Genomic DNA, 16,342 nt, shown 5'->3' on the forward strand with positions numbered 1-16,342 from the left:
TATTATGCCGCTGCTCTTTTCTCCTCGGCTGGCTCATCAATTTCAATATTCATTCCAAGACGCTTTTTTGCTGCCTTAGTGAATAAGGTTATAACAACAGCTGTGCCTGCCGCCGCAACCATATAAGAAACCTCAATTGATAATCCGAATCCAATTTGTGCATTGGCAATATACGTGAACGTGACCATCGTCATAAACGCTGCAGGAATACTTGCAATCCAATGTAACTTACGAGCTAAAATAAGGTACATTGCACCAACCCACAGAGCAATCATTGCCGTTGACTGATTGGCCCAAGAGAAGTAACGCCATAAAATATCAAAGTTAATGGTTGTCAAATACATAGAGATCGCAAACATCGGAATAGCGATATAAAAACGATTCATCACTTTCTTTTGTCCAATTTTAAAGTAATCTGCAATAATCATACGTGCACTTCGGAAAGCTGTATCACCTGAAGTGATAGGAAGAACAATAACACCAATGATAGCAAGTGTTCCTCCGATTGCCCCAAGCATCGTAATAGAGATTTCAGTTACCACTGCACCAGGACCTCCTGCTGCTAGAAGAGCACTTAAATCTGTGCCATGGAACAAACTCATTGCAGCAGCTGCCCAAATCATTGCAATGATGGCTTCTGTAATCATCATCCCATAAAAAATGCTGCGGCCGTTTTTCTCACGCATCGTGGTACGTGAGATAATAGGTGACTGAGTCGCATGGAAACCAGATAAAGCTCCACATGAAATCGTTAAGAACAATAAAGGAAAAATCATTAAGCCCTCAGGGTGCATGTTTGTTAATGTTAATTCAGGAATCGGTGCCCCTGTTACGATCAAGCTTCCCCCAATACCTAAAGCACTAATTAATAGTAACGCTCCTAAGATCGGATAAACACGTCCAATAACTTTATCAATTGGAAGCATCGTCGCAATAATATAGTAAACAAAAATGGCAGCTACAATCATCCCTAAAGTGACCCATCCTGGTGTGATATTATCAATTAATGAAGCTGGAGCACTAACAAATACCGTTCCAACAAGCAATAATAATAACACCGAGAAGGCGTTTACAATATGTTTCATTGCTTTCCCTAAGAATTTACCAGCAAGCTCAGGTAAGTGAGCTCCTTTATTACGAATCGAAATCATCCCCGTTAAATAATCATGTACAGCCCCGGCAAAAATCGCTCCTAATACAATCCATAAAAAAGCTACCGGTCCATACAACGCTCCCATAATAGGACCAAAGATTGGACCTACTCCAGCGATATTCAAAAGCTGAATAAGAGAATTACGTTTTGTACCCATTGGAACATAGTCCACACCGTCCTGCTCTGAGTAAGCTGGTGTAGGGCGATCAGGCTTCACTCCAAAGATCCGCTCCACAAACTTGCCATATGTGAAATAACCTATAATTAGAAGAATAATCGATATTGCAAACGTTATCATTTCTGCTCACCTCTTTAGGTTTTCTTGAAGCTATTGTATCAGCTTGTATCCCTATAGAGCATGTAAGCGGTTTAAAATGTCGAATATTGTGAGTGAGATGTATATTTTTAAGGGTAAAACGCATCTCACTCCGTTACCTTTGTAACTTTCCGAATGGTTTATAACTCAAATTGCTCCCTTAATGCCCTCACATATGTTCTGCTTGCAGGAATCTCTTCTTTCACTCCCTTAAGCTTAATTTGATAAGCTCCATTGAACCAAGGAATGAGACCTGCAATCTCTGCGGCGTTTACGAGATAACTTTTATGTGTTTGAACAAATGGATACCCGGCTAACTTTTGCTTTAAGTCCTTTAAAGGGGTCCTCAGCCTGTACTCTTTTTCTCTGGTTCTAATGACCGTGTCCCTTTCTTCTCTTGCCATGTATATAATCGTGCTCGGGTCGATATAGCTGATCTCTTCATTATCCTCTACAGCAAGCCTGGTAAGCCTGCTCTCTATAGTCCGCTCATCAGACTCTTTATCATCCGTTTGGTCTCTATACCTGCTTAACGCCTCACTTAGCTCCTCCTCATCGAACGGTTTTAATAAGTAGTCAAAAGCTTGTACTCGGAATGCTTTTGCTGCATATTGTTCATGAGCCGTAGCAAAAATCACTTTCGGTTTCTTTTTTAATTTATTTAAAGAGGAAGCGAGCTCTAGACCATTTATTTTAGGCATGTCTATATCAAGAAAAACGAGGTCAGGCTCTTTGTTCATTATGGAGACTAATCCAGATTGAGCATCAGTGCAGCGATCAATAACCTCAATATCTTTATGCTCACTCAAAAGATGACTGAGCTCATCCCTGCTGTGCGGTTCATCATCTATAATCATCGTTTTAATTTTAGTCATTAGACTCGTCCCTTTCTTGATTTATACATAAAGTAAACGTGGCTCCCTGCTCTACCTCACTCTTAACCTTAATCTCAAAATGGCTTCCATACATCATTTCAAGTCTTCTTTTCATATTGTATAAACCAATTCCTGTCCCAATTTCAGATTGAACAGGCTGAGTAAAGAGTTCTTTCTGTCTCTGTTCAGATATTCCTACCCCGCTGTCTTCAACATCTATACACACAAAATGCTCATGTTGATACACACGGATAACAAGCGTGCAATGTCCCACTTTATCCTTCAACCCATGTTTCATCGCATTTTCCACTAAAGGCTGCAAGGTCATTGGAGGAACTGTAACATGCATAAGAGAGTCTGATACTTCGTAATAAACCTCCAATCGATCACTGAACCTTGCCTGCTCAATCTGTAAATAAGCCTTCACATGGTTTAATTCCTCTTTTATCGTTCCCTCTTTGGCATGGATTCCAGTTAAGTTTTGTCTAAAAAACTTAGATAAGGATATAAGCAGCTTTCTTGCCTTGTTTGGATCCGTTCTTATTAATGAGACAATCGTATTAAGAGCATTAAATAGAAAATGAGGATTGACTTGTGCTTCTAGTGCATTAATTTCTGCTTGTTTTGCGAGTTTTAACTGATCATCTGCATAAGCCAGCTGTAATTGCTGACTTAATAATTCAGCTAATCCCTTTGCCAGCTCGATCGTAGTAGGAGTTCTTTCTTTTTCTGATTTAAAATACAGCTTTAACGTACCAACCGGCTTCTCATTTTGGATCAGCGGGGCAATAATGGCCGAATGATGCGGTTCTCGTACATTTAAACCTTCCATATCCCTTGCATCAGCAAGCTTCCATTCCCCTGTTTTTAATACTTCTTTTGTGGCTTTCGTTTTAATTTCTTGTTTTTCATTCCCATTTTCCTCGCCTACATAAGCGAGCACCGTTTGGTGGTTTGTGATCGAAACTGCTGCAACATTAATCTCTTTAAATAAAATATGACATGCTGCTTTAGCAGAGCTCTCATTGAGCCCCTTGCGCATATACTTTAACGTTTGATTAGCCAGTTTAAACGAACGTTCTGCTTGAAGCTTCCCCATTCTTTCTTCTTCGTTTATCACATTTCTAATAATTAAGATGAAAATAGCCGTACCGATTCCATTTGCAATAATCATCGGTACGCCAATGCTTGAGACCAGCGCCCAAGCAGCCGAGAAAGGCTTTGCAATAAGCAGGATAATCAACATTTGAACAGCTTCAGCTAGCATTCCTATTAATAAGGCATTCTTCCACGAGACCATCCGATGATTACGGTATTTCTTATAGAAATATCCCGCAATTAAACCTGCTAAGACTGTAGAGATCGCACAAGCCAAAGCAGAGAATCCTCCAAGGGTGTAACGATGAATACCGGCAATCAACCCCGCGCCGATACCTACCTTCCACCCACCTAAGAGTCCAGCAACAACAATGCCGATCACCCTCGCATTGGCAATTGCTTCATCATCAGTTAAAGAAAGCGTCCACCTCGTGTAGACCCCTTCCTCAGCATTGATGGTTAAACCTGTATAAGTGCCGATGATGCCAAACAAACCGAACATCAAAATAAAGTGAAGGCGTTGAATCGACGAGACATTTTTTTCTTCAATAATATTACGGACAAAACGAAAGCGAGTAACTAAGAAGGCAACTGTTACAATGATTCCGAGCCGCTCTAGCATGACTAATAACAATTCCCACATAACACTCACTTCCTTTCATCTGCTTAACCTATCCACTTATTTAGGCGGGTAGTAGATCAGCATCGTTACGATACACTCATCTTCTACATCTGTATTTTTATAGGCATGAATATCATCTGCTCTAAAATGAATCGCTTGTCCCTTTTTCAACTGATAAAGTTGATTCCCGACCGTTAACTCTAAATTCCCCTCTTCTACCACTAAATACTCTTCTACTCCTTTTTGATGAGGTTCTGATACATATGAACTGTCCTTAGCTAATGAGAATGAGAATAATTCAAATGGCTTATGTAGAGGTTTTGGAAACAGTGGATACACTTTAAACGCTTCATCATGGCCTGTAAGTGGTTCTATCTCTTCTTTTTTTACCACGGTCACTGCGTCCTGTTCTTCCTCAAGAAAAGATGTAAATGAAACATTCAACCCTTTAGCAATTTTCCATAAAGTCCCTACCGTAGGATTCGATTCACCTCTTTCGATTTGACCTAGCATCGGTTTACTAACAGTTGTGATTTGCGCTAAATGATCTAGGCTGTATCCTTGCTCTACTCTTAAAGCCTTTAAACGAACTCCAATTAATTTCGATAACTGTTCCTTCTCCATCAAAAATCTCCTTGTGCAAATGTATTTTATAACATACAATCATATAACATAACATACATTTTGAGAGTAACTTTTGTAACAAGTGTACCATGATCATTTAATAGTAGGGGAGATCAATATGAGTTCAATACTCACTCAAGAAAAAACTGAATTTTCACGCGGACTTTTAGCCGGCACAAGTATCGCGATCGGATATTTACCTGCTGCGATTACATTCGGGTTATTAGCGAAAGGTACTGGATTAAGCTTTTTTGAATCAATGGCTATGAGTATGTTCGTCTTTGCAGGGGCGGCACAATATATGGCTCTAAATTTAATAGCGATTGGAACAGGTGCGTTTGAAATTATTTTTACGACCTTTATTGTTAACATCCGTCATTTACTTATGAGCGCCTCAGTCAATGAAAAAGTTGAAAATGCCCACCCGCTTACTAAAGCCATTTATTCCTTTGGGCTGACAGATGAGGTGTTCGCTGTTACCTCGACGCAGGAAGGGAAGGTGAAGACAGGATTTATTATAGGTGTGGCTGTCATGGCCTATGCCAGCTGGGTTTTAAATACAGGAGTTGGCTATCTCATGGGGTCTGCGCTGCCTCAGTCCCTCCAAGAAAGCATGGCGATTGCGCTTTATGCCATGTTCATCGCCCTTTTAATCCCTTCCCTTAAAAAGCAAAGAAAAATAGTGTGGCTTGCAATCAGTGCTGCAATCCTGAACAGTTTCCTTTCTTTATTTATACCAAGCGGTTGGTCAATTATCTTAGCTACATTAATCGCTTCAACAGCCATTGAATACATACGTCCAAAGAAAGGAGTTTCTTAATATGAATATGACTATGCTTGTTATTATAGCTGGGATGGCAATCGTAACCTATATACCAAGAATGCTCCCATTGACGTTCATGGATTCCCTGCCGATTCCTCCTTGGCTTCAAGCTATCTTAAAAAATGTACCATATGCCGCCTTAGGAGCACTCATATTTCCTGGTATTTTAACCGCCCATGAAAATGTGTTATTCAGTTTAATAGGGGCACTAACAGCTATCACAGCTGCCTATCTTGGAGCTAATTTAATTATTGTTGTATTAAGCAGCATCCTCATGCTCATGACCTTGACCCTGATTTTTTAGATCTTTTCCTAGATCTATTTCTAAATCATTTTTTAGAAGTATACAACGCCCCTCCTCACCGCCTCTCCCCTTTCATTCTTAGAGCGAAAACGATACAATAAAAGAATGCACTTAGAATGAAACGGGGTGAAGGTAATTGGACCACCTTTCAATTGACAAAGACTTTCCAGAAGATAACCTTTTAGAACAAGAATTAGAGCAAGACATCATAAAAACGTATAAATCACTTATTACCTCACGCTACTTCACCAAAAGTCAAATTGAACAAATTGTTATCCAAACACAAAAAAGTATGGAGACAGATCATTTTCTAATGCAAGCAGAGAAAATGTTAATTTATATTAAAGGTGTTTTCTCCTTAGCCAACAGGTTGCAAACATATGAGGAGTATGATCGCCGCTTTTCCCATTACTTCACTTCCTTAATGAGCGACATTCTCCTATTATTAAAGGAAGATACAGAAGATTTCCAAGCAGTTGACAAGGTGATTCAGCGTATCCTGTTTTACTTCGTATATGATGCCGGGTTAAGTAAATCCCCTTGGCCATATTTAGTACAACATCTTGCTGATCTCGTTTTACCTAGACAGCTTGAAGCGATAGAGAGTGTTTTACAAGAAACTTTACATGAAGCTGAGTGTGCAAGGTCTACCTTAGTTGCCTATAGCTACATTCTCTTATTAGTAGGCAAGGAGTCTAAATCATTATCCTTGTTACGCAAAGAACAGCATCTAAGTCAGCAGGAAGTTACACCACATTTTACTTGTCTAAAAAAACGAGAGCGCTTTAAGACCATTCAGTTATGGTTTAATCAATTATTTCCTAATAGAGTCGACAGAGGTTACGGTTCTCTTCAAGGAATCGCTGATGAGATGAATGCTTCCCTCCATAAATCCGCAAATGAAATGTCAACGGTTTGGAGAAGGTGGTTATTATCACCCAGCTTCACACGATTTCAGTCTTTATTTGTCCATGTACCAGAAGAAGACCAGGAAACGTTACTCTACGAATTGTTAGCTGAGCTCAAAAAATCCTTGCATCAAACAGAAACAACTCTTACCTATCTACGAATACTAAGGGAGTACAAAATGTTTGACGAAGCCGTCTCTTATTTTTTGATTCTTGAACATGATCCGCTCAGGCTTCATCAAGAAAAAAAAGAGTTGCTTAAAGATATAGAGCTTTCTCATCCACAGCTTGCAAAGCCGATTCATCATCAATTTATTGTCAGACTCGTGGAAAAAAAATCACGTGTACATTACGAAGCTGCTGTCTCATCGATTAAAGTATTGCAGAAAATCTATGAGAGACTAGGTGAAAATGACCAATTCTATCATTATATAGCTAAAATGAGAAAGCAGTATCGAACGTATCGGGCGTTTGTTGAGGAGTTGAAAAAGATTGAATAAACAAATCATGGTACATTGCGGATGGTTAGAAGGGAACTTTTTTCTTTGGGCAGAAAAACTGAATCGATCGAAATTCGATCAAATCGTCAGTTTTCAATACCCTTTTTTAGTTCCTGCATTTGAACTCAAATTAGCGCTTTACCGCCATGATCAAAATAGTTTCTATGGGACGTTTGTTGAAACAGAAAAAGCGGTTATTGATGTACCGTTAAAAAACAGGGAGTTTGTTTCTCCTGCAGGTCAAATGACGATTTATCAAGCACAAGAACAAATGAAATCTTACTCTTTTCCTATTGAAGGTATTCGATTATCAATTAATGAGCTTCTAGATCAATCGGAGCTCATCGACCATTGGGATGAGCAAGAAGACCTTGTCCTTTCACCAGATTTAAAGTATTGGATGAGTCTTTTTTCTGAAGTTAAATCCTTGATCGCGCGTGGAGACATCGAGCCTAAAGCAAGCGGAGAATGGAATCTGTCATCATTTCGCTGGAATGAGTGGTCAGAAGCTCTGCCTAAGGTAAGCTTTTCGTTAAGGCCGACAACAGCATATATTCAATCCAAATCAACCCAGACTACTTTGTTAGAAGACTTTAAGGACGTTCTAGGGCGTTTTGCTGATTCGGCGATCCGCTCTCTTCTTAATGATCCTAATTGTCAAGCTGCCTATAAAGAGTGGATTCATGCAGCAGACGAGGAGCTAAAACCTTCACTAGAAGCATTAGCCACAAGCAATCAAGTGCATATCCATTTATCTGAACAAGCTTTTGGAGAGCGACTTGGTACAGTTAAGGTAGAACCTTTCAAAACAGCCCTTGCCCTCGTTGAACCGAATGACCAAGATGACGACTGGAGCATTTCGCTTTGTGTAATTGACCGTGAATATCCGAGCCAAGTCATTGAGATGAGTGAGTTAGAGCGCGGGGAACATCCGTGGAGAAGCAATCCTATCAGCCAACTAAAAAAGGACGTTTCAGAGCTGCAATCAAAGATTCCCATCCTTGATTCTTTATCTGTTTCTGCCCCAACCTTAAAACTTAGCGCTGATCAAGCGTATGAGCTTTTTACGATCCATCACTCATTGCTTAAATCAATGGGCATTCACCTTATTGTGCCTAAATGGTTAAAAGAGCGCAAAAAAGTTAAAGTCGAGCTCACAGTAGAAGGCATTCATCAACCAGCAACAAGTGAACCTTTACTCGACTGGCAAAGCCTGGCTTCATTTACTTATCAGATTGCTATTGGAGATAGCACCTTAACAGCGGAACAATTTGATCAATTTGTTAAAGGCAGCAAACCATTTATATATGCGAACGGGGAATGGATCAGCTGGGACCCAAAGCTTGCCGCAAAGCTTCAATCCTACCTTAACAGTACATTAAATGAGACGACGTATTTTGAGGCCCTTAAAAAGGATCAAGATGCAGAAGAATGGATAGATGAACTTGACGTAGAATGGGATTTTAACTGGGGAGAGACGCTTGAGAAATCTTTAGAATTATTATATAAACAAGCCCCCCCTTTAATTGAGCTTCCTGAAAGCCTTCACGGGGAACTACGTCCTTACCAGCATCAAGGTGTCTCTTGGATCGCTCAATTACGACACACAGGATTTGGCGGCTGCTTAGCTGATGACATGGGTCTTGGAAAATCGATTCAAACGATTGCTTATATCCTTTTTACGTTAGAAAATCAAACAAAAGAGCAACGAAAACCATTCCTGCTCATTTGTCCAACTTCACTTATTTACAACTGGTTAAAAGAGTGTGAAAAATTCGCTCCTAGTGCGCGAATTTTTATTCATCACGGGCAGTCACGCCTGACAGAACAAGAAGTTGATTCGATGGAAGAATGGGATATCATTTTAACTTCCTATCAATTAGCAGTCAGAGATACAGAGTTATTAAAGAACGTTACTTGGAATGGGCTCATTTTAGATGAGGCTCAGCACATTAAAAATGTGGATACAAAGCAACGGCGCGCTATTAAGCAAATTAAAGCCGCTCATCGATTAGCCCTGACTGGAACACCTATTGAAAACCGACTAAAAGAATTATGGTCGTTAATTGATGTGATTAACCCATCATTCCTCGGCTCTTTCAAGTCGTTTCAAGATTCCTTTATCAAGCCGATTGAAAAAGATCAGAATCAGGATAAGCTTAAGACACTGCAGCAGCTTATTTATCCATTTATTTTAAGGCGGAAGAAATCGGATGAATTATTGCATTTAGGGTTGCCGGAGAAACTAGAGCAGGTTCATAAGGTAACATTATCGGTCGAACAAGCTGCCCTGTATCAGGCAGTAGTGGATGATATTTTATCAAGGCTGAATCAAGTATCACAGCTCGAGAGACGCGCTTTAATCTTAAAAAGCCTTACAAAATTAAAGCAAATTTGTAATCATCCTGCCCAATTTCTTAAAACTGATGAAGTAAGCAGGCATGACTCAAGAAAGTGGGATGAATTATTTGCTTTAATTGAAGACATTCACAATCGAAACGAGAAGGTGTTAATTTTTTCTCAATTTAAAGAAATGGGCCGTTTAATAGCCGAGGAGCTAGAGCGCCGCTATCAAAAAGACGTCCCTTTTCTACACGGCAGTCTAACAAGACCGAAGCGGCAAGAGGCTATTGAGAGATTTCAAGAAGACCCGGAAGTCACTGCTTTTGTTCTTTCTCTTAAAGCAGGAGGAGTTGGCCTAAACTTAACAGCGGCAAATCATGTGATCCATTATGACAGATGGTGGAATCCTGCAGTCGAAAACCAAGCAACTGACCGTGCCTTTAGGATCGGTCAGACAAAAGATGTGACAGTTCATAAATTAATGACTTCAGGTACACTCGAAGAGAGAATTGATAAGATGTTAACTCAAAAGCAATCCTTGGCAGATCAAGTGCTGCAAGCAGGAGAACAGCAGGTAACGGAATTGTCCAATGAAGAGATTCATCATTTAATACGTTTGACTACGAGTTCAGAAAGGAGTTTATAAAATAAGATGAAAGCAGAATATGAAGAGCCCTATAAAAGCTATTGGATCGGCTCAAAAAATATGCCTACCACCGAAAACTCCCCTAACTCTACAACTCCAACGCCTGCCCATCACTCTGAGATGTGGAGTAAAATGAAGCAGTCTATTCAAGAAGCCGCAAAGAAAAAATGGAATATTGTAGATGAATAATACATCCCAAAAAAGACTAAGCGATATAAACTCGCTTAGTCTTTTCTCTACATTTATTTGATCACAATTATTTTAATTCAATTACTCTAATTCAATTACTCTAATTCAATTGTACTTTCTGCTTTAAATTGTTCCTTATTCTCTACTTCTTTTCCGTCAACTGCAGCAGCAACCACTTCAATATAAATGGTATGAGTGCTTGATGACCACTGATCAGTTGAAAGTGTTTCTTGATAAGACTTTGTTTCACCCGGCTCAAATGTCTCAGAGGTTAACGCCATGGTAAACATCATCTCATTTGAGTAACGGTATACTTCATTTCCTTCTTCATCTACAACAACCAATTCATATTTCTGACCCGAGGTAAAGTCCAATGTAGCTGCTTCATCCATCTGATTTGTTATCTCGATATCTACAACGACCTCGCCCTCACCATTTTGTTCAGTAGTAACATTAACAGCCCAATCTGAATTCATAGCCGCATCGTCCCCTTCTGCTTGGTCTCCTCCTGGACTGGTAGCTGTTTGTCCACATGCTGTCATAAAGATCAATCCAAGCGCCATAAAAATAGAAAATACATGTTTCATGTACATCCTCCTTTTTACTCTTTGCGAAACAAACCATAAATTCCTGTTGTTTCGATTATATTTGTAAATGCTTCAGGATCAACAGAATCGATGACATGCTTAAGATCATATAATTCATATCTAGTAATCACGGTCATTAGAACTTCTTTTTCATCCGCCATATACCCACCTTTAGCAGGCAGTCTCGTTATTCCTCTGGTAATGCGTTCGTGTATCGCCTGTCTTAATTCTTCTGGTTTCTTCGTCACAATCATTGCTGTCAGCTTCACATGACGTGTATGAATGGCATCAATAACACGTGATGTCACATAAAGAGTAACCAGTGTATATAATGCTTTTTCAGGATCAAACAAAAAGCCGGAAGCTAGAACAATCACTCCGTTTAGTAAAAAGAAATAGATTCCTACGGGGCGGTCACTTAACCTTGATAAGATTAACACGATGATATCAATACCGCCTGTGGATGCACCTACTTTCAAAGTGATGCCTGCACCTATTGCGGCAATCACACCTCCAAATACGGCATTTAATAAAATATCGCTTGAATAGTTTGTAATAGGTACAATTTCAAGAAATAACGTAGTAAAAGCGACGTTTAAAAAACTATAAACGGTGAAGCTCTTTCCAATTTTCAACCATCCGATAATTGCTACAGGAATATTCAGCAAGAATAACATTATACCAGTTGATAGGGGTAAAATCGTTGCCAATAATTGGGACACCCCTGTAAAACCACTTGCAAACACATTAGCTGGTATTAGAAAAAAGTTTAAAGAGATTGCTAATAAAAACGCTGAAAAGATAATGACCAACAGTTTCTTTAATTCGTTTACCATACGATCACCATACAGATGCTTTCACTTTTTCATTTAAGAGATGAGTACAAAACCAATCTACACCTTGCAACGTTGCGTGTCTCGTTACCTTATGAGATGTATTCGGTTCTTGAATAAACTGAATTCGATCTGTTTGATCATATTGATCATAAAGCTGTTCATACAGGGCTTTTGAATAATCAAAAGGTACAACCTGATCTTGTTCCCCGTGCCAAATCAAAAGCGGTCTCTCATTTAATGCTTCTAGATTTTGTGATAAGTCTACTGCTTTTAACTGACTTAACATTGCTTGCTTCATTTTCTCTTCAAGCGTATGCCCAGAGTCTTCAATCATTTTAATTTGGGCATTAGCAAATGACTGGAAATAGGCAGTACCCATAAACGAAACAGCCGAATGAATCCAAGAATATTGACTGAGTGTCCCATACATTGTGATCGCGCCCATTGAGGTTCCTGCAACGCCGATGCGTTCATTATCGATCAATTCTCGTTGCTGCAGATTATCTTTAATCAAGCTGATTTCTTTAATTGATTGTAAGACAATATTCCAAAAAAGAACATCACGATCTTTTCCGCGCACATCCCCCTCACGTTCCCCGTGATGGAGTGCATCAGGCAGGATCACCCGAAATCCTTTCTCTGCTAATAAATAGGCTATTGCTAAATTATGTTCTTTAGCACTTGTATACCCATGAAGGAAAAAGACTGTAGGAAGTTGTTTGATATGATCATTTTCTGCTTTCACTACATGTAACGTAGGGATGTTATGGATCGTTTCATTTTTTATTGTAATCAATTTGTCTGCTCCTTCCAATAATTAGATTCCATTTGTAATACGGATTATTATAGCACTGGAATTTAATTATTTCATTAAAACAATTCTTACGATAAGAGCCCAAGTTACCTTTACTACACAACCTGCCCTTATTTATCAAAAAGCAAACAAAAAGCCACCCGCATTGGTGACTTAATATTGATTCTGCTGTTGTTTTTCATTATATCTTTGAACACTGTAGAGGGCACCTTCATTCACCATTTTATTATCATCTACATCATACGGGTCAGGGTGTCCTGCTTTAATCTCAGTTTGACCATTTTGATTTTCTGCTCTTTGCTTGGTCACTTTTGTGTACATTTGCTTTAATTGACGTTTTGCTTTTTCTCTTCTTTCTTCATCTTTTAGAAGCATAGTTGTAGCACTTGCTACTCCTGCGACAACAGAGGCAACTAGAGTTCGCTTCATATTCATAAATGATCTCCCACCTTTTCAAATTGTTACAATATGTTTTCCCTAAATAAATCAAAGTAAACATTTATCATGATTTCCGGTGAGAATGCACACACTATAATATCATTTATGAAAGCAGGTGAATTATGTCACACACTGGAGATTCAAACAAAAAAAAGAAAGATAATAATGCAATCAATGCTAAGAAAAATCAACAAGCAATGGAAAATGCCCGCCGCGGCAAGCATACTGACTCCAAAGAACCAGACCACCTATAAAAGAGCAAAGCAGAGGATTAGTTAAAGATCTCCTCTGCTCCCTCTATTTCTTCTTGCTGACTGTCTCCAAAGCCTCTTAGTTGGTGATCCCAATAACCGATACGTTCAATCGATTGATCACTACCTGCTATAAACCATATGGAACCAAACTCCACATCATAAATGATCACTTGTTTTCCATCAATCGATTCTCTCACATACTGATTACCATACGCACGAATGGCATCATTTAACCGGTCTCCTACAGAAATTCCTTTTGACGTTTCGTAACCAGCATTTGAGACGATCAAATGTGATAGAGCATTATCTGTGATTTCAATTTGAAGATCAAAGGCTTTTTCTGTTCGTTCATGCCCGTACCGATCTCTATATGTAAACTCATTTTCTGATCCATAAAAACCAACATAATCAGCAGTCATTCCATACCCTGTATTCCAGTGAATGGCTCCTAACACACCGTTTACTTGTTCTTTATTTAATCCGATAGACAGGCCTGCCAATTCCATCAGACCTGGCGAATTAAGGTGAATGATCCCTGCGTCTTGATACATGTAATAATCAAAGCCTAATTTTCCTACATCTGCTAGTCGAATCACATCTCGGTTTTGAAAATAGTCAAGAGAAAAACCAGATAAAAAAGAAAGGATCTCTTCATGTTCTTTCTCTTCTTCTGTCATTTCTCTGTTTTCAATGCTATCAATGCTCTCAATCCTTGAATCCTCATCTGCAAGGGACTCTTTTTTGCGCTCTTCATTCAGCACTCGGATAATTTTTTGGACATATCTATATCCATCATTAAGCTCTTCATTAAAAAGAGCTGCCTCCATTAACACCGGTCTCAAAGGAAGCCACCATTCACCGTTTATCTTTACCGGTTCTCCTACGTACCTTTGTTCTTGACCATCTATATAAAACCAAGTCTTTGCTGTTTCTGTTGCGTAAGAATGAGAAGGTGACACGAAAAACAAACAACTTAAGACCAAAGACAATATACCTATTTTTAATTTATTCAATCTTTCCAACCCCTATTAATATTCTCCATTGTCAATAGTTTACTAGAATTTAACCTTTTTTCCTACAACAATCTACATTATTTTTGGGGTTAATGTCATTTTATTGATCAAAAAAGAACTCAGATACCTGAGCTCTTAGCGTGAATCCAACTATGCTTTTCTTCCCGTGATTAGACGGAATATAAACAAGACTAATGCGATCACCAGAAGGATATGGATTAAGTTCCCTGCAATTTCAAAACTAAAGCCTAACAGCCATAAAATGAGCAAGATGATTAAGATTGTCCACATTTATACACTCCTCCTTTCTGCATTCAGTATGTTTAGCATCACCCATCTCGTTAAAATTACTCAAAAGAAAGCACAGTGCCTTTTGACACTGTGCAGCTTTTTAACGATATAACTCTTGGGTATTTTCAACCATCCATTCAAGGCCGTCCTGACGATCCCCATCCCAGCTCAACATACCGCCGTAGTAATTTCTAACATCATTAAATCCGTTGTTTTTTAAATAAAGTGCTACATTTTGACTTCGCGCCCCGCTGCGGCAAATAAATACGTAGCTTTTTGACTTATCAAGCTTCTCAAGATGAGCAGGGATTGTTTGCATAGGGATTAAAGGAACGCCAGGGATATGACTTTCTTCGTACTCATCTATTTCACGAACATCAATCAGAATAGGTGAGGCTGAATCGTTCACCATTCCTTTTAATTCATCCGTATCGACTTGGATAATACCATCTAATTCATTGCTCATTCATCTCTCTCCTTACTCTGCTTCATTTATTCGTTTAATCATTAATCATCATTAATCAATAGGACGTCTGCGCAGCATAATTAATCGATAAGTGTGCAGAACAATTACTTTTCCGACTGCATATGTCGGGACGGCTAATAATAAGCCTAACAGACCAGCAAATCTGCTCGCAACAAGCAATAATAAGATAATCGTTAACGGATGAATATCTAATTTTCTTCCCATAACTTGTGGAGAGATTAAATTACTTTCAATTTGTTGGACAACTACTACTACTATTATTACGAGTAACGCCATAAACGGGGAATCAAGGAACCCGACGATCACCCCAGGAAACGTCCCAATCCACGGACCTACAAATGGAATAACATTTGTAAACATGGCAACTAAAGCTAAGACAAGAGGATATTCAATCCCGATGATAAGGTAGCCTATGTATACAAGCACACCAACACAAATACTAACAATAATTTGCCCTTGAATATAGGAGCTCAATGCATAATCCATATCAGATAGGATTCGCTGACCTTCCTTCTGGTGTTTTCTAGGCAGCAGCCTGAGAACTTGGTTAGGGGCTTTCTCTCCTTCTTTCAACATGTAATATAAAACAAATGGAATAATAATCAAAACAATGACTACATTTGCGATAAATCCAATAAAGCTAGCGACATTCGAACCAATGCTAGACATTATATTGGTCATATATTCTTCTAAGTTCGATGTGATCTCTTCTAGTGAGAAGTTTTCACTTTCTTGAAACCTTGAAATATATTCATTTTCCTGAACAGCTATAATCATGTTTCTAATTTCATTCATAAAAGTCGGCCAGTTACGTGTTAAGCTGGTAAACTGACGCTGTAATTCAGGTCCTACAAGTAAGATCAACGACGTTATTAATCCTATTGCCATTAAGTAAAGGATTAATATTGATATACTTCTCGGCATTTTTTTTGATAATAAATTCACAAATGGCCTTAATAAATAAAACAACACTCCTGCAAGAACAATAGGAGCAAAAAGAGTTTGAACAAGAACTACGATCGGCTTAAAGATCCAATCAACTAGTGATCCTAAATAGATAATTAAGAAAACAAGAGCAAGGCCTACTCCAAATCGAAATGCTTTACTTTGTGGCAGCATAGATTTCTAATTCCTTCCTTTATTCTTTTTCGTTATTATATCACAGCACTTCTTAACTGATCGAAACAAAAGAATGTACCTTGTATCTATACCTTAGAAATG

General features: G+C 38.8%; 18 protein-coding genes. 6 read left to right on the forward strand and 12 right to left on the reverse strand.

From position 1 onward, the window contains the following. Window positions 1–2: 2 nt before the first annotated feature. The 4 genes from PQ478_RS15980 to PQ478_RS15995 all read right to left on the reverse strand — a co-directional run bounded on the left by PQ478_RS15980 (window position 3) and on the right by PQ478_RS15995 (window position 4,688). A complete protein-coding gene (locus PQ478_RS15980; RefSeq protein WP_022628586.1) occupies window positions 3–1,451 on the reverse strand; it encodes a carbon starvation CstA family protein in 1,449 nt (482 codons plus the stop codon). A gap of 158 nt (window positions 1,452–1,609) precedes the next feature. Further along, window positions 1,610–2,344, reverse strand: a complete 735-nt coding sequence (locus PQ478_RS15985) for a LytR/AlgR family response regulator transcription factor (RefSeq protein WP_289234832.1) — start codon at window positions 2,342–2,344, stop codon at window positions 1,610–1,612. Then, entirely contained in the window at window positions 2,337–4,085 is a 1,749-nt protein-coding gene (locus PQ478_RS15990; protein ID WP_289234833.1) for a sensor histidine kinase, read from the reverse strand. Before PQ478_RS15990 ends, PQ478_RS15985 begins: the two co-directional genes overlap by 8 nt. A gap of 36 nt (window positions 4,086–4,121) precedes the next feature. Beyond that, complete coding sequence (locus PQ478_RS15995) at window positions 4,122–4,688, reverse strand: helix-turn-helix domain-containing protein (protein WP_075681155.1); 567 nt, start codon at window positions 4,686–4,688, stop codon at window positions 4,122–4,124. Between the two features lie 118 nt (window positions 4,689–4,806). On the opposite strand from PQ478_RS15995, the gene PQ478_RS16000 reads away from it, so the two are divergent. The 5 genes from PQ478_RS16000 to PQ478_RS16020 all read left to right on the forward strand — a co-directional run bounded on the left by PQ478_RS16000 (window position 4,807) and on the right by PQ478_RS16020 (window position 10,401). Then, a complete protein-coding gene (locus tag PQ478_RS16000) occupies window positions 4,807–5,508 on the forward strand; it encodes an AzlC family ABC transporter permease (RefSeq protein ID WP_289234834.1) in 702 nt (233 codons plus the stop codon). 1 nt (window position 5,509) lies between these two features. Then, the gene (locus PQ478_RS16005; RefSeq protein ID WP_012959797.1) at window positions 5,510–5,815 is read left to right on the forward strand and encodes an AzlD domain-containing protein; all 306 of its coding nucleotides are present in this window, start codon (window positions 5,510–5,512) and stop codon (window positions 5,813–5,815) included. A 136-nt stretch (window positions 5,816–5,951) separates the two neighbouring features. Next, window positions 5,952–7,223, forward strand: a complete 1,272-nt coding sequence (locus PQ478_RS16010) for a hypothetical protein (protein ID WP_289234835.1) — start codon at window positions 5,952–5,954, stop codon at window positions 7,221–7,223. Beyond that, the gene (locus PQ478_RS16015) at window positions 7,216–10,212 is read left to right on the forward strand and encodes a DEAD/DEAH box helicase (RefSeq protein WP_289234836.1); all 2,997 of its coding nucleotides are present in this window, start codon (window positions 7,216–7,218) and stop codon (window positions 10,210–10,212) included. The genes PQ478_RS16010 and PQ478_RS16015 overlap by 8 nt, the downstream gene beginning before the upstream one ends. Before the next feature lie 6 nt (window positions 10,213–10,218). Next, the gene (locus PQ478_RS16020; protein WP_012959800.1) at window positions 10,219–10,401 is read left to right on the forward strand and encodes a hypothetical protein; all 183 of its coding nucleotides are present in this window, start codon (window positions 10,219–10,221) and stop codon (window positions 10,399–10,401) included. Window positions 10,402–10,496: 95 nt separating this feature from the next. On the opposite strand, the gene PQ478_RS16025 is transcribed toward PQ478_RS16020, so the two are convergent. From PQ478_RS16025 to PQ478_RS16040, 4 genes are all read right to left on the reverse strand, one after another. Then, a complete protein-coding gene (locus tag PQ478_RS16025; protein WP_289234837.1) occupies window positions 10,497–10,988 on the reverse strand; it encodes a BsuPI-related putative proteinase inhibitor in 492 nt (163 codons plus the stop codon). A gap of 14 nt (window positions 10,989–11,002) precedes the next feature. Then, complete coding sequence (locus PQ478_RS16030) at window positions 11,003–11,824, reverse strand: YitT family protein (RefSeq protein WP_012959802.1); 822 nt, start codon at window positions 11,822–11,824, stop codon at window positions 11,003–11,005. A 4-nt stretch (window positions 11,825–11,828) separates the two neighbouring features. After that, a complete protein-coding gene (yjfP, locus tag PQ478_RS16035; protein WP_289234838.1) occupies window positions 11,829–12,620 on the reverse strand; it encodes an esterase in 792 nt (263 codons plus the stop codon). A gap of 171 nt (window positions 12,621–12,791) precedes the next feature. Next, window positions 12,792–13,073 carry a YbyB family protein gene (locus tag PQ478_RS16040; protein ID WP_012959804.1) on the reverse strand — a complete coding sequence of 94 codons (282 nt, stop codon included), beginning with the start codon at window positions 13,071–13,073 and terminating at the stop codon, window positions 12,792–12,794. Between the two features lie 125 nt (window positions 13,074–13,198). On the opposite strand from PQ478_RS16040, the gene PQ478_RS16045 reads away from it, so the two are divergent. Beyond that, complete coding sequence (locus PQ478_RS16045) at window positions 13,199–13,330, forward strand: DUF3941 domain-containing protein (RefSeq protein ID WP_075681162.1); 132 nt, start codon at window positions 13,199–13,201, stop codon at window positions 13,328–13,330. 17 nt (window positions 13,331–13,347) lie between these two features. Here the strand turns inward: PQ478_RS16045 and PQ478_RS16050 are convergent, their stop codons facing one another. The 4 genes from PQ478_RS16050 to PQ478_RS16065 form a co-directional block, all read right to left on the reverse strand. Next, a complete protein-coding gene (locus PQ478_RS16050) occupies window positions 13,348–14,343 on the reverse strand; it encodes a hypothetical protein (RefSeq protein ID WP_289234839.1) in 996 nt (331 codons plus the stop codon). A gap of 150 nt (window positions 14,344–14,493) precedes the next feature. Beyond that, complete coding sequence (locus tag PQ478_RS16055) at window positions 14,494–14,634, reverse strand: lmo0937 family membrane protein (RefSeq protein ID WP_012959807.1); 141 nt, start codon at window positions 14,632–14,634, stop codon at window positions 14,494–14,496. A gap of 100 nt (window positions 14,635–14,734) precedes the next feature. Beyond that, the gene (locus PQ478_RS16060) at window positions 14,735–15,100 is read right to left on the reverse strand and encodes a rhodanese-like domain-containing protein (protein ID WP_012959808.1); all 366 of its coding nucleotides are present in this window, start codon (window positions 15,098–15,100) and stop codon (window positions 14,735–14,737) included. 51 nt (window positions 15,101–15,151) lie between these two features. Continuing rightward, complete coding sequence (locus tag PQ478_RS16065) at window positions 15,152–16,237, reverse strand: AI-2E family transporter (protein ID WP_289236996.1); 1,086 nt, start codon at window positions 16,235–16,237, stop codon at window positions 15,152–15,154. Between the last annotated feature and the right edge of the window lie 105 nt (window positions 16,238–16,342).

Origin of the sequence: Alkalihalophilus pseudofirmus, from assembly GCF_029094545.1 — a bacterium.
Taxonomy (GTDB): Bacteria; Bacillota; Bacilli; order Bacillales; family Bacillaceae_D; genus Alkalihalophilus; species Alkalihalophilus pseudofirmus.